Genomic DNA, 13,874 nt, shown 5'->3' on the forward strand with positions numbered 1-13,874 from the left:
CATGATCTCGTTTCAGAATTTCAGCTTTCGCTATGAAGAGAGCAAGGACTTTACCCTCCGTGGCATTGATATGACGGTGCAGACCGGCGAATTTATCCTCCTGACCGGGCGAAGCGGCTGTGGCAAGACCACGCTGATCCGCTCACTCAACGGCCTGATCCCGCACTTTTATCCCGGTGAGATACAGGGCGACCTTGTGATGGATGGGCGCTCCCTGCTGGAAATGAAGCCCGCACAGCTGGCCGGGCAGGTGGGGACGGTATTTCAGGACCCGCGCTCCCAGTTCTTCATGACGGACACTACGCGGGAACTGGCCTTTGGCTGCGAAAATATGGGCCTCCCCCGTGAGGAAACCATTGACCGCATCGCAAAAGCCGCAAAGGATCTGGAACTGGCGGACTACCTAAACCGGAGTATCTTTGCCCTGTCCAGCGGAGAGAAGCAGCAGATCGCCGTGGGCTCGGTCTACGCGCTTTCACCGAAGGTCTATATCTTCGATGAGCCCTCCGCAAACCTGGATTATGCGGCCACCAAACGGCTTGCGGAGATTATGGGAAAATTGAAGCGGGACGGATACACCATCTTTGTGGTGGAGCATCGCTTTTACTATCTGCGTGATTTAATCGACCGGGTATTTCTCATACAAAACGGAAAAATCGAACAGGAATTTACAAGGGAGCAGTTTTGCTCCTTACCGGAGGGAACGCGCATATCCTATGGGCTGCGGACTGCATATCCGGAGCGGGATGCGGAGCATTATCAGGAAAAAGAACGCCGCCCAATGGGGAAACACCTGCTGAGTGTGCAGGGCCTTTCCTTTGCTTATCCGAAAGAGCAGGAGGTCTTTCGGAATGTCAGCTTTGAAGCCCACGCCGGGGATGTGATCGGCATCCTGGGCCACAACGGAGCGGGCAAGACCACCCTCTTGTCCATCCTGACCGGCCTCTTGAAGCAGCGGAACGGCGAGATCACCTTTGACGGCAGAAAGCTCACCCCACGCCAGCGCCGGGCGCTGTCCTATTTGGTCATGCAGGACACGGATTACCAGCTCTTTGCCAGCAGTGTGGAGGAAGAACTCTCTCTTGGGATTCGGGAGGACTGCAAAGAGAAGGTGGACGCCGCGCTGGAGGCGCTGGAGCTGTCCGAATACCGGGAACAGCACCCGGCGGCCCTCTCCGGCGGGCAGAAACAGCGGGTCACCATTGGCGCGGCCATCGTCAAGGACAGCCCAGTGATCTATTTTGACGAGCCCACCAGCGGCCTGGACTATGACTCCATGGTGCGGGTCAGCCGCCTGATTGAGCAGTTGTCCGCTTCCGGCGTGATCGTGTTTGTGGTCTCTCACGACTTTGAGTTTATCGTCCGGACCTGTACGGAGGTGGTCCAGCTGGACGACCAGGGGGCCGTTCAAAACCACCGGCTCACGCCGCAGATGTTGAAAGCTCTGTCGGAACAGTATTTTCATTGATGGGAGGTTGAAATCATGTTTCAAAAGGTATTTGAATACGCGGGGCCGCATAAAAAGGGCCTCTATGCGGCCACAGCGGTGGTGCTGGTCAGCGTTTTGATGGGCGTCCTGCCCTTTGTGCTGGCCTACCAGGTAATTGCTCCGCTGGTGATGGGAGCGGAACTTGACGCTTCGTTTCTTATCCTGCGGGTGGCTTTGGTGCTGGTGTGCCTGGTCTTGCAGGCTGTTCTCTATGGCTGGGGGCTCAATCTTTCGCACAAGGCCGCCTATGACACGCTGCTCCGGCTGCGGACTGCCCTGCAAAAGCGGTTTGAGAAACTGCCTCTGGGCGTGATCCAGGACAAGGGCACCGGCACGGTCAAAAAGCTGTTTGTCGATGATGTGGACAGTCTGGAGGTCCTGTTGGCCCACTCCATGCCAGAGGGAATCGCAAACCTGATGGTCCCCATCGCGGTCTATGTGGCTATGTTTTTCGTGGACTGGAAGCTGGCGCTGCTGTCTCTGGCCTCCATCCCCATCAGCCTGATCGCCATGATGACCATGTACTCGGTGGGCATGAAGAAAATGGGCCCCTACTATATGGCCGGCCAGAAGATGAACAACACCATCATTGAGTACATCAACGGCATGGAGGTCGTCAAGGTATTCAACAAGGACGCGGACTCCTATGAGCGGTTTCGCAAGGATGTTTCGGATTACCGGGATTACACCTTGGCTTGGTACAAGGCGGCATGGCCCTGGATGGCAATTTACAGCAGCCTCCTTCCCTGCACTGTGATTTTGACTCTGCCGCTGGGGGCGTGGTTTGTCTTCGCCGGCTGGTCGGCTCTGCCAGACCTGATTTTGGTGCTGTGCCTCTCCCTGAGCATCGGGATGCCGCTCCTCAAATCCCTGGGCTTCCTGCCCACCATGCCCCAGCTCAACTACAAGATTTCTGCGCTGGAGCAGGTTTTGGATGCGCCGGAGCTTCAGCAGACGCCGGACAGCTTCCACGGCAAGGATGATACCATCGTTTATGACCATGTTTCCTTTGGCTACACCAAGACACAGCCCGGCCCGGACGGAAAGCCCATGGTGGTGGAGGATGAAGTGCTCCACGACATCAGCTTTACGGCCAAGGCCGGACAGAAAACGGCCCTGGTGGGAGAGTCCGGCTCGGGCAAGAGCACTCTGGCAAAGCTGTTGATCCACTACTATGACGCGCAGAAAGGCAGCATCTCCATTGGCGGACAGAAACTGTGTGACATGAGCCTGGAGGCGCTGAACAGCCGTATTTCCTATGTAGCGCAGGATCAATACCTGTTCAACACCTCTCTGCTGGAGAATATCCGCATGGGACGGTTGAACGCTACCGATGAGGAGGTCCTGGAGGCAGCGCGAAAAGCCCAGTGTATGGAGTTTCTGGAAAAGCTGCCCCAAGGTATCCACTCCATGGCGGGGGATGCGGGCAAGATGCTCTCCGGCGGTCAGCGCCAGCGTATTTCTCTGGCCCGTGCCATCCTGAAGGACGCCCCTATTGTGGTGCTTGATGAGGCCACCGCCTACGCTGACCCCGAGAACGAGGAGAAGATGGAGGCGGCGATTGCGGAACTGGTGAAGGACAAGACTCTGGTTGTTATCGCCCATAAGCTGCCTGCTATTATGAACGCCGACCAAATCTGCGTCGTAGACCACGGCAAACTGGTTGCGGCAGGAAAGCATCAGGACCTGATCCAGTCCTGCCCGGAATATCAAAAGCTGTGGAAGGCGGCCCAGGACAGCGCCGAATGGAACATACATACCGCAAAGGAGGGGAACTAAATGTTTGCACTGTTTTCAAGGATTTTGAAACTTGCTGGTCCATATAAAGGGCGTATTCAGGGCGCTTTTGCCTGCGCGTTTGTGGAGTCGATCCTGTCTAAAATGCCGATCTTCCTGGCCTTTGTGGTGTTGAGCGGCTTTGCCGCCGGAACATTGACCGGACAGACCTGCCTCTATGTGGGTCTTGGCCTCACGGCGGCCGTGCTGGTGCAGATGCTGGTCCACTACCTCAGCGACAGCCTCCAGAGCGCGGCGGGCTACCTGATGTTTGCCGAGAAGCGCATGGAGCTGGGCGGACACCTGCGGAAACTGCCTATGGGTTACTTCACCTCCGGCAATATCGGCAAAATCAGTTCTGTCCTCAGCACCGATATGGTGTTTATTGAAGAAGTCGCCATGAGCACGCTGGGCAACATGATGAGCTATCTGCTGTCCTCCCTGGTCCTGCTGGGGTTCATGTTCTATCTGAATTGGCAGCTGGGCCTGATCGCGGCCCTTGTGACCATCCTGGCGTGGCTGGTTTCCAGAGGGATGAACAAGGTTTCCCTGCGGGAAGCCGCTGGCCGCCAGGAACAGAGCGAACGGCTGACGGACGCGGTGCTGTCCTTTGTGGAGGGCATCGGGGTCATCAAGAGCTATAACCTGCTGGGTGAGAAATCGGAAGAACTGACCGGCAATTTCAAGCGGTCCAGAAATACATCCCTCGCCTTTGAACGGAAGATGACCCCGTGGACCATGGGGTTGAATGTCCTTTATGGAATCGGGATTGCCGCGATTTTTGGCCTGTCGGTCTTTCTGGAGCGGAGCGGTGTCCTTTCTCTGGCCTATGTGCTGGGCGTCCTCCTGTTCGTCTTTGACCTGTTCGGGCCGCTCAAGGCGCTTTATGGCGAGGCGTCCCGCCTGACTGTGATGAACGCCGCCCTGGACCGCATTGAGGCTGTATTGGATGAGCCGGAGCTCCCGGACACAGGGAAACAGCATATCCCGGCTCAAGCGCAGCCAGGCCAGCCGGAGGTGCAGTTCAATGATGTAGCCTTTGCCTACCAGGACAAAGAGGTGCTGCACCACATCAGCTTCTCGATGTTCCCCAATAGCATGACCGCTCTCGTGGGCCCCTCCGGCGGCGGGAAGTCCACCATCGCCAATCTGCTGGCCCGGCTGTGGGATGTGAAAAGCGGCAGTGTTGCCATCCGGGGCGTGGACACCCGACAAGTCCCCCTCGCGGAGCTAATGGATCACATCAGCATGGTATTCCAGCGCGTGTATCTCTTCCAGGACACGATCTATAACAACATCAGTATGGGCAAGCCAAACGCCACCGAGGAGGAGGTCTATGAGGCGGCGAGGAAAGCCCGCTGCTACGATTTCATCATGGCTCTGCCTGACGGATTTCAGACTGTGGTGGGAGAGGGCGGCGCAACCCTCTCCGGCGGTGAGAAACAGCGTATCTCCATCGCCCGCTGTATTCTGAAAGACGCTCCTATTGTAATTTTGGACGAGGCGACCGCCAGCGTGGACACTGACAATGAGAGCTATATTCAGGAGGCTATCTCCGAACTGGTAAAGGGTAAGACCCTGCTGGTCATTGCCCACCGTTTGAATACCATCCAGAACGCCGACCAGATTTTGGTCATCAGTGACGGACATATCTCGCAGCATGGCACCCATGAGGAATTGATGGAACAACCCGGTATTTATCAGGATTTCGTCCGTATCCGTATGAACTCTGCCGGTTGGAGCCTGTCTTGATGGAGAGGAGCTCCCCATGAAACAATTACACGCATCTGGCGAAGATTATCTGGAAGCAATCCTTGTCTTAAAGAGGAAGAAAGGCATGGTGCGCTCCGTAGATGTGGCCCGGCACCTTGATGTATCGAAACCCAGCGTGTGTCATGCGGTAGCCACCTTGAAAGAGGGCGGGTTTCTCACCATGGACGAAGACTCTTTCCTGCACCTGACCGATGTGGGCCGAGAGGTTGCCGAAAGAACTTATGAGAAGCACTGCTTTTTCATCCGTCTGCTGGTGGATGCAGGTGTAGAGCCAAAGACTGCCGAGCAGGATGCCTGCCGCATGGAGCACGCAATCAGCGATGACAGTTTTCAAAAAATTAAATCAGGGCTAAAGGACAAGTAAAAGTGGTCTGGCAGTCGAGGTTATCGGAGGTGATGTAGTGGGAAAACTGTTCATATTATCAGTCGAAGAAGATGATCTTGAAACCGCAGAGAAAATCATGGCCTTCATAGAGTCAACAGAACTGGTCATGTGTACGGATCTTTCCTCTGCCCCTCTGCGCTATAAGGCTTTATGTATCGACGCTGCGTGCCGTCAAGTGTTTTGGCAGGGCAAATTCATAGAGCTGACTCCTATGGAGTTCGATGTGTTTCATTTGCTTGCCCGGCGGCCCGGACGGGTATTTTCAAAAAGGGAGATCTATGAGTTCGCCGCCCCTGATTCGTTTGACAGCAGTTGGACGGGGATTTCCAGCATCATTTACAAGCTGCGCCATAAGCTGAACGCTGACTTTATCCAAACCGTGTATGGGAAGGGCTATAAATTCTTGCCACCGTAACACTGTTGACCATTAAAGACAAGACAATAGAAAGGCCGAATTTTAGGTAAGTAATACTTTATACATGGAGTAAATCGACAAGATTAGAGTAACGCCAGCCAGCAAGCAGATATAAAAAACGACGCTTTGGTGTGAGCAGTAATGCCCTCAAAGCGTCGTTTATATTTTGTCTGGAATGTGGCGAAGAACATCTTCTACCCTGCAAGAAAGAATGTTGCAAAGGTCATTCAGTGTTGCGGTTGAGATATTCCGGTTTTGTTTCAAAGAATCCAATGTCCCCTTGCTGAAGGAATAATCCTTTATTAAAGAATAGGTCGTAATTCCTTTTCGACGCATGGTATCCCAGAGCGGATCGTAAGTAATAATAGAGACCACCCCTTTGTGATTCCTATTATATTTGACATGTTGCATCTTGAATATTCCCGGTATGTCGGGTATAATATCTTAATTACATGATTTCATGTCCATCAATTTTTCTCATTCAAGCGCCTGACCATCAGCAGAACAGCTTCTAAATCCTGATCGTTCATCGACTTGATGCCATCTATAATCTCCTGAACTAAAATTGGATTTCGGTATTCTGTTTCCTCATCGAAAAACAAACGGGGCGTGATACCGAGCGTGTCAATCAAATAGAGCAGTTCTTTCACAGATGGCTGGGAATACCCCGTTACAATGTTATGAATATAGTTCTTGCTATGCCCTAAATCATAGCTTAACTGATACTCGGAAATCCCCTTTTTTACCCGTAACTCTGTAATACGGTTTCTAATAAAGTCCATCTCCATATACGATTCCTCCACCACCATTTCCCTCATGGTACACTTTTGTGGTGTGACATTAGGGTGCGCGTGGTGTGCTTTTTTATGCAATAGCACTTTAATGGTGTTATAATTGAGTAAAACGCCACACGGGAAAAGAGAGAAACGCATGGATCGAGAAAGAGAATCACCCCCGGAGAGGCTGCCGTTCTGTTTAGACGACACAGTTGGTGGAATAGTAAGGGCATGTCAGGAGTGCCCCGGCGTCTACTATATCGCGGCCCGGAAACAGGACGGCAGGTTTTTAGCGGACGAATACTATGTGGTGGAACGCTCCTCGCCAGCCATATCAAAAGAGGCTATGGCATACGGAAGAATGTCGGAAGAGGACTCCCGTGTGCTGCTCTATCCGTTTGCGGAGGAACGACATGGGTATAAAATTATTGAGTATGAGATCTATCGGTATCAGGTCCGGCACGGAATGTACGCAGACGGACAAACCTCGCTTCGTGATGTTGCTTTTTTCAATATGGAGTATCATCCGGAATACTTTGGGCCCTACCCGGCGCCCCTTGCCACGCCGCGGGGCCGTACTGCACGCTACAAGCCGCTGATGAACGGCGTCTTCTGGATCGAAACAGGTACAGGAGAGGAAGTCCTCGCTGTCTGCTATCCTATTTGGAACTGCGACTTCTCGGAAACCGTATTGAAGCAATCGGAGCAGTCCGAAGAGGATGTACGGGAAGGAATTGACAATACCTTGGGGTATCTGTTCTTTTCCAAGCGGGCCAGCAGTCTCGCCTTGTTTGAACTATGGGGGCAGTACGAGGAGTTAAGGACTGGCGGCCTAATCAACTACCCCGCATTGATGAACTATATCTGGGCCTATTTTCCGGAGTACGCCGCCACATACAATATGCAGAATCAGCTGGGGATGCACGATACCTTCGGCCTGTTGATGAGCGCACTGGGGACGGAGGTGGAATTGCAGAACAACCCAAATGAAGTAATTGCAATGTCAACGGCCGCCGGGCTTGATTTCCTGAATTTTTAATTGGGCTAAAAATGACAGATCAGGTGGAACAATGGACTGGGATCAAAATGAAGAGCTGGTAGAACAAATCCTTCGTACCGGCATGTACGCAAAGCTGTATGATGAAGAAACAACATACGGGTACCTGACCTATTTAACCTACCGGGTGGAGGACACGCTGTTCACTTGGAAAAAGAAAAGCGATGTGGACGGGTTTTGGGCCGACCTCACATGGGAGGAATATATCTCCTTTTTGCGGCGAGAAAAAACATTGCTCCTGGCAGCTCAAAGGGTGCTGTTCAACACTGTGATGGCTTTCCCGGCCTCCGCATTTGACTTTACATTGTCAGAGGCAGAAGTGGACTTTCCCGTAGCGCGTTATGACAGCGCCGGGATGCTCCATATGGCAAAGCTCTATTCCTTCGAGAACTGTATCTCAATCGTAGAGTTTCTGATGTTCCGAGCAGAGAGGGCGTATTATCCGCTGTGGAAGAAACAGCGGGGACCCCACTACACATGGGAGCTTTATATCGTGGAACTGCTTCACAGCCGAAGGGAATTTGTAGACCCACTATCGAGGGCCTTCCGCAACGCGCTGGTTCAACTGGACTTTCTCCCGGCGTGGCAGATGATCTATCCGACTATTCAAGAGGATGCAGAAATAGAATAACATGAAAAGACCCCGCAGATTCGGTCTGCGGGGTCTTTCGCTCTCTTATTCTGAGCTCCCCTCTTGACAAATGAAAACCGTAGTGCTATATTCAAAACAGCGTTATAAAACATTGTTTTGAATGAGGAGGAATGGCAGTGGCAAAACAAAAGGTGGGCGTCTATGACCGGGTGCTGGAGTGCGCCAAGGAGGAGTTTTTGTCCAGGGGATTTCTGGACGCTTCCTTGCGTACCATCGCCCAGGAAGCGGAGACCAGCACCGGGTCAATCTACACCCGCTTTGGGGACAAAGAGGGGCTGTTCCGCGCCCTCGCGGAGCCGGTGGTGGATGAATTTAAGGCCATGTTCCGCAAGGTCCAGGAGGACTTTCACCAATTCCCGGAGGAGGAGCAGAGGGCCGAGATGGGCCAGTACACTGCCCGCCATCAGGAAGACCTGTTGGACTACATCTACGACCACTTTGATGTATTCCGCCTGCTGCTGGACGGGGCCCATGGTACCCGGTTTTCGCGCTTCCTGGACGAACTGGTGGACATCGAGGTGGAGTACACCTACAAGTACATGGAGGTCATCGGTTGCGAGAGCGTCAAATCCGGCCTGGTGACGGAGGAGTTCATCCATATCATCGTCACCGCCTACTTCAACGGCATGTTCGAGGTGGTGCGGCACAACATGGACCGCGCCGCCGCCCACCGCTATGTCAAGATGCTCAACCGCTACCACATGGCAGGTTTCGGCACCGTGTTTGACCCTCAGCCCTGACAAAAGAGGCTGTGCCCTTGGGTGCAGCCCTCCTGTTTGCACAAAAGTTAGCAATTACTAACCAAAAGGAGGAATTTATATCATGAAACAACAAAGCCCCATGCTCCGTTTGTGGGAGCTGGGAGAGGGACAGCAGGGCGGCCTGAAGCGGGCGGTCCTGTCCGCTGTGGTGGGGGTACTGTTTGGGATGCTCCCTTACTTCGCCGCGGCGCAGATCACCCTGGGCCTGCTGAAAGGGGAGCAGAGTATGCAATACTACCTGATATGGTGTGTTGTGGCGCTCGTGGGCTTCCTGCTCCGGGCCACCCTGTATTCCCTGGCCCTGTCCCAATCCCACAAGGCCACCTTTGCCATCCTGAAATCCATCCGGGAGCGGGTGCTGGAGAAGCTGCCAAAGATGCCTCTGGGTACGATTCTGGACACCTCCAGCGGCCAGATGAAGCAGATCATTGTGGACCAGGTGGAGAGCATGGAACGGCCCCTGGCCCATCTTCTGCCGGAGATGACCGCCAATGTGCTGGGGCCAGTGTGCATCCTGATCTACCTGTTCGTACTGGACTGGCGGATGGCCCTTTTAAGCATGGTGTCCATCCCGGTGGGCATGGCTTTCATGATGGCGGTGATGGCTGGCTACGGCAAGCAGTATGAGGGCTCGGTCAAGACCACCCAGGCCATGAACAGCGCCATTGTGGAGTACATCGGCGGCATTGAGGTCATCAAGGCGTTCAACCAGGGCAAGCAGTCCTATGCCCGCTTCTCCGACAGCGTAAAGGCCAACGCCTCCTACTTCTACCACTGGATGAAGAGCTGCCAGATGCCGGTCTCTCTGGCCCGTGCCATCTCACCTACCACCATGATTACTATTCTGCCGGTGGGCTGGCTTCTCTACACCGGAGGGAGTCTGCCCATCGAGACCTTTATCACCACCATCGTCCTGTCCCTGGGCATTGCCGGGCCTCTGCTGGCCGCTATGGACTTTGTGGACAGCCTTGCCAAAGTGGGCACCATCGTGGGCTCGGTGGACGCCATCCTGAACGGGGCGGAGCAGGATCACGGGGAAGCGTCGGTGGAGTTCCGGGGCCGGGACATCAAGCTCTCCCATGTGTCTTTCGGCTACCACGCGGACAAGGAGGTGCTCCACGATGTGTCCCTCACCATTCCCGCCGGGAGCATGACCGCCTTTGTGGGGCCCTCTGGCTCGGGCAAGTCCACCATCGCCAAGCTGATCGCCGGCTTTTGGGATGTAACCTCCGGCTCCATCACCTTGGGCGGACAAGACTTGAAGCGGGTCCCACTGAAGCAGCTCTATGACCAGGTGGCCTTTGTCTCCCAGGACAACTACCTCTTTGACGAGAGCATCCGGGAAAATATCCGCATGGGTCGCCCGGCGGCCACCGACGCCGAGGTGGAGGCCGTGGCAAAGGCCGCCGGGTGCGACGCCTTTATCCGGGGCCTGGAACGCGGCTACGACACCGTGGTGGGCGGAGGCGGCGCCCATCTGTCCGGCGGCGAACGCCAGCGCATCGCCATCGCCCGGGCCATGCTCAAAGACGCGCCCATTGTGGTGCTGGACGAGGCGACCGCCTACATAGACCCCGAGAACGAAGCTGTTGTTCAGCAGGCCGTGGGTAAGCTGGTGGCGGGAAAGACCGTTCTGGTCATCGCCCACCGCCTCAGCACCATCACGGGAGCGGATCAGATCGTGGTAGTCAATGGCGGCCGCATCCAGGATGCGGGCACCCACGAAGAACTTTTGAAAAACTGCCCGCTGTATCAAGAGATGTGGCGGGCTCACATGGGCGCAAAGGAGGGAGAGCAGGCATGATCGGCGTTCTGAAAAAAATCTGGCACTTTGCCGGCGAGGAACAGGGCAATATCCGAAAGTCCATGATTTTAGGCTTCTTTTACGCGGTGTTCCACATGTTCCAGATCGCGGCCATCTATGTGGTGGTGCTGGCCCTGGTGGGCGGCTCCACAGACCCCGCCCCGGCATGGCAGGCGCTGGGGCTTCTGCTGGCCAGCATTCTGGGCCGGGCGGTCCTCAACCGCTTCAGCCAGCTCCAACAGACCCACGCCGGCTACTTCATGGTGGCGAATAAGCGTATCTCCATCGGCGACAAACTCAAGCGGGTCCCCATGGGCTATTTCAACGACCAGAGTTTGGGGGAGCTCACCGGCATCACCACCACCGTTCTGGACGAGGTGGAGAGCACCGGCCCTATGGTACTGGTTGGTATCCTGGGCGGCCTGATCAATTCTGCCGTCATGCTGCTGTGCATCCTGTTCTGGGACTGGCGGATCGGTCTGCTGGCCCTGGCGGGGATGCTGGTGTATCTGGCCCTTCTCTCCGGAATGGAGAAACAGTCCGCCAAAATCGCCCCCAAGCGCCAGCGGGACGAGGCCCGGCTGGTGGAGGCGGTGCTGGAACAGCTCCAGGGCATGAGCGTCATCAAGTCCTTTAACCTGACCGGAAAGGGTGACAAGCGGGTGCGGCAGGCTCTGGAGGACAGCCGGGCGAACAATCTGGCGGTAGAGAAGCTGTTCACTCCCTATATCTGGGGCCAGGAGATGGTTCTCCACCTGTTCAGCGTTCTGATCCTGGCCGCGTCGGTGGGGCTGTGCCTGACAGGAGCCATGTCCCTCGCCAATGCGCTGATGGCGGTCATCGTCTCCTTCCTGATTTTCTCCCAGATCCAGTCCGCGGGCAGCGGCGTGTCCGCCCTGCGTCTGGTGGGCAGCTCCATCGACCATGCAAACCAGGTGGACGACATCCCGGAGATGGATCAGCGCGGCACGGTAATCCGTCCAGAGGACCACGAGATTGTATTCGACCATGTGAACTTCTCCTATGGAAGTCGCCCCATCCTCAAGGATGTGTCTCTGACCATCCCAGATCGAACGACCACCGCCATTGTAGGGCCCTCCGGCTCGGGCAAGACCACTCTCTGCAACCTGATCGCCCGGTTTTGGGATGTGGACGGCGGCCGTGTGACCATCGGCGGCCGGGATGTGCGGGAGTACACACTGGAATCCCTCATGGAGCAGGTGAGCATGGTGTTCCAGCGGGTGTACCTCTTTGCCGACACGGTGGAGAACAATATCAAGTTCGGCTGCCCGGACGCTACCCATGAGCAGGTGGTGGAGGTTGCAAAAAAGGCGTGCTGCCACGACTTTATCTCCGCCCTGCCGGATGGATATAATACGGTAATTGGCGAGGGAGGAGCCACGCTCTCTGGCGGAGAGAAGCAGCGCATCTCCATCGCCCGGTGTCTCTTGAAGGACGCGCCCATCGTCATCTTCGACGAGGCCACGGCCAATGTGGACCCCGAGAATGAGGATCAGCTCCAAAGGGCTATGGAAGCCCTGACGAGGGAGAAGACCGTGCTGATGATCGCCCACCGGCTCAAGACCGTGCGGGGTGCGGATCAGATTCTGGTGCTGGACCAGGGCAGCGTCGTCCAAAAGGGTACCCACGACGAACTGATCCAGCAGGCGGGCATCTACCGGGATTTCGTGTCCGAGCGCACGGAGTCCAGCCGATGGACACTTTGATTGATCGCAAAAGACAAAACTGCAGTACAGATATTTGCACTGTGATTTTTGGGTGGCTATGGCATTTGCAGCAAAAAAATCGCCATGCGCAGATATGGGGAACGCTATAAAGAAAGCGTGCAGTTCCAAAACTAAAGTGGAGCTGCACGCTTTCTATTCTACTTCTTTCCTACCTTCCTAAACTCTCCCGGTAACAGTCCAGTGCTCTTTCGGAACAGCTCCGCAAAGCGGCTGGAGGTAGAATAGCCCACAGTCTGCGCAATCTGTCCAATGGACAAATCAGTATTGGTGAGAAGGTACTCCGCCTGGCTCATGCGGCGCTGCTGGATGTACTCGGTGATGGTGCAGTCGTAGACCTTCTTGAAACTGCTCTTGAGTTTTGTTGTCCCCATGCAGGCAATCTGGGTCAGACGCTCCATGGGAACTTCCGCGGCGTAATGGTCGCTCAGGTAGGTAGCGACTGTCTGAATATTCTCAATATCCTGGGTTGCCAGCCGCCCAGTGGCCGCCGGACGCTTTTTCTGATACTCCACCACCAGCGACAACGCTTCGGCTACCTTGCTCTCATAAAACAGTTTGGCGGCGATCCCATCTCCGCGGTAATTTTGAAGCTCTGTAAGGAGCCTGGACATTTCCGGGAAGTCTGTTGTCTGGTCGATCTTTCGGAATGCCTCCACCGGGTTGTGGTATTCGTCCGGATACTGCTTTTTGAGATAATCCTCATAGTAGGCGGGCATGATCTCAACGCCGATGGAGCGAATGGGAATATTTTTGTGGATCAGCACCCGGTAGGGCGAATAGCCACCGATATAGGTTTTGATACACCCGGCGGACAGCCGGCGGTACGGAGCCAATTCCTCGCCGGAGATGGAATCATAGCGGGTGATGCTCAAACACTCTGGCAGGGAGAATTCCAGCAGAGAGTCCTCGTGAAAGGAAAAGTTATGGATCTTGATGTCGTACAGATCCTTTTGCCCGTAGGTCCAGTAGGACCCCTCTCCGATTTCGGGCGATAACTTCCACGAGATACCTAAAGAACCATACTGCTGATTATCCGGGTCGGGAATAAAACCGTGCCCTTTCAACAGCGGCGCATAGTATTGCTCAATGATTTCGGGCATGACAAAAGACTCGCCTCCTCTTTACAACGATTGGACGAACTTTTGAAACGAAAAGACGAACCTCGTTTCAAATCATTGAAAGCCGCCCCAATCGAGTGTATGTTATAGGTGACGGTTAGCGAACTCTAACCAAAGAGT

General features: G+C 54.9%; 13 protein-coding genes. 10 read left to right on the forward strand and 3 right to left on the reverse strand.

The annotated features are described in order from the left end of the window. The first annotated feature begins 1 nt into the window (after nt 1). Genes ACSAMP_RS15050 through ACSAMP_RS15070 form a run of 5 tightly spaced genes read left to right on the forward strand, consistent with a single transcriptional unit; the run spans nt 2 to nt 5,838 of the window. The gene (locus ACSAMP_RS15050) at nt 2–1,468 is read left to right on the forward strand and encodes an ABC transporter ATP-binding protein (RefSeq protein ID WP_071698926.1); all 1,467 of its coding nucleotides are present in this window, start codon (nt 2–4) and stop codon (nt 1,466–1,468) included. Between the two features lie 15 nt (nt 1,469–1,483). Further along, complete coding sequence (locus ACSAMP_RS15055; protein WP_071698927.1) at nt 1,484–3,268, forward strand: ABC transporter ATP-binding protein; 1,785 nt, start codon at nt 1,484–1,486, stop codon at nt 3,266–3,268. Continuing rightward, nucleotides 3,269–5,017 carry an ABC transporter ATP-binding protein gene (locus ACSAMP_RS15060; RefSeq protein WP_071698928.1) on the forward strand — a complete coding sequence of 583 codons (1,749 nt, stop codon included), beginning with the start codon at nt 3,269–3,271 and terminating at the stop codon, nt 5,015–5,017. Nucleotides 5,018–5,033: 16 nt separating this feature from the next. After that, nucleotides 5,034–5,402 carry a metal-dependent transcriptional regulator gene (locus ACSAMP_RS15065; RefSeq protein ID WP_071698929.1) on the forward strand — a complete coding sequence of 123 codons (369 nt, stop codon included), beginning with the start codon at nt 5,034–5,036 and terminating at the stop codon, nt 5,400–5,402. Between the two features lie 37 nt (nt 5,403–5,439). Continuing rightward, a complete protein-coding gene (locus ACSAMP_RS15070) occupies nt 5,440–5,838 on the forward strand; it encodes a winged helix-turn-helix domain-containing protein (RefSeq protein ID WP_058722710.1) in 399 nt (132 codons plus the stop codon). Nucleotides 5,839–5,997: 159 nt separating this feature from the next. Here the strand turns inward: ACSAMP_RS15070 and ACSAMP_RS15075 are convergent, their stop codons facing one another. Next, complete coding sequence (locus tag ACSAMP_RS15075; RefSeq protein WP_207731714.1) at nt 5,998–6,249, reverse strand: helix-turn-helix domain-containing protein; 252 nt, start codon at nt 6,247–6,249, stop codon at nt 5,998–6,000. 56 nt (nt 6,250–6,305) lie between these two features. Continuing rightward, entirely contained in the window at nt 6,306–6,626 is a 321-nt protein-coding gene (locus tag ACSAMP_RS15080) for a helix-turn-helix domain-containing protein (RefSeq protein WP_058722745.1), read from the reverse strand. A gap of 142 nt (nt 6,627–6,768) precedes the next feature. Here ACSAMP_RS15080 and ACSAMP_RS15085 point away from each other — a divergent pair, with 142 nt between their 5' ends. The 5 genes from ACSAMP_RS15085 (at nt 6,769) to ACSAMP_RS15105 (ending at nt 12,615) form a co-directional block, all read left to right on the forward strand. Beyond that, nucleotides 6,769–7,653, forward strand: coding sequence for a hypothetical protein (locus ACSAMP_RS15085; RefSeq protein WP_058722711.1), 885 nt, complete (start codon nt 6,769–6,771; stop codon nt 7,651–7,653). Between the two features lie 31 nt (nt 7,654–7,684). Then, nucleotides 7,685–8,302 (forward strand): hypothetical protein, encoded by a 618-nt coding sequence (locus tag ACSAMP_RS15090; protein WP_058722712.1) that lies wholly within the window; start codon nt 7,685–7,687, stop codon nt 8,300–8,302. A gap of 131 nt (nt 8,303–8,433) precedes the next feature. Next, the gene (locus tag ACSAMP_RS15095; protein WP_207731715.1) at nt 8,434–9,063 is read left to right on the forward strand and encodes a TetR/AcrR family transcriptional regulator; all 630 of its coding nucleotides are present in this window, start codon (nt 8,434–8,436) and stop codon (nt 9,061–9,063) included. Between the two features lie 82 nt (nt 9,064–9,145). After that, the gene (locus tag ACSAMP_RS15100) at nt 9,146–10,888 is read left to right on the forward strand and encodes an ABC transporter ATP-binding protein (protein ID WP_058722713.1); all 1,743 of its coding nucleotides are present in this window, start codon (nt 9,146–9,148) and stop codon (nt 10,886–10,888) included. Continuing rightward, nucleotides 10,885–12,615: an ABC transporter ATP-binding protein gene (locus ACSAMP_RS15105; protein WP_058722714.1), complete on the forward strand. Its 1,731-nt coding sequence runs from the start codon at nt 10,885–10,887 to the stop codon at nt 12,613–12,615. The genes ACSAMP_RS15100 and ACSAMP_RS15105 overlap by 4 nt, the downstream gene beginning before the upstream one ends. Nucleotides 12,616–12,773: 158 nt before the next feature. Here ACSAMP_RS15105 and ACSAMP_RS15110 read toward each other — a convergent pair whose 3' ends face one another. Beyond that, on the reverse strand, nt 12,774–13,736 hold the full coding sequence (locus tag ACSAMP_RS15110) for a helix-turn-helix transcriptional regulator (protein ID WP_058722715.1): 963 nt from the start codon (nt 13,734–13,736) through the stop codon (nt 12,774–12,776). Nucleotides 13,737–13,874 lie beyond the last annotated feature (138 nt).

The sequence above is a fragment of the Flintibacter sp. SJQ-8 genome (assembly GCF_054108085.1).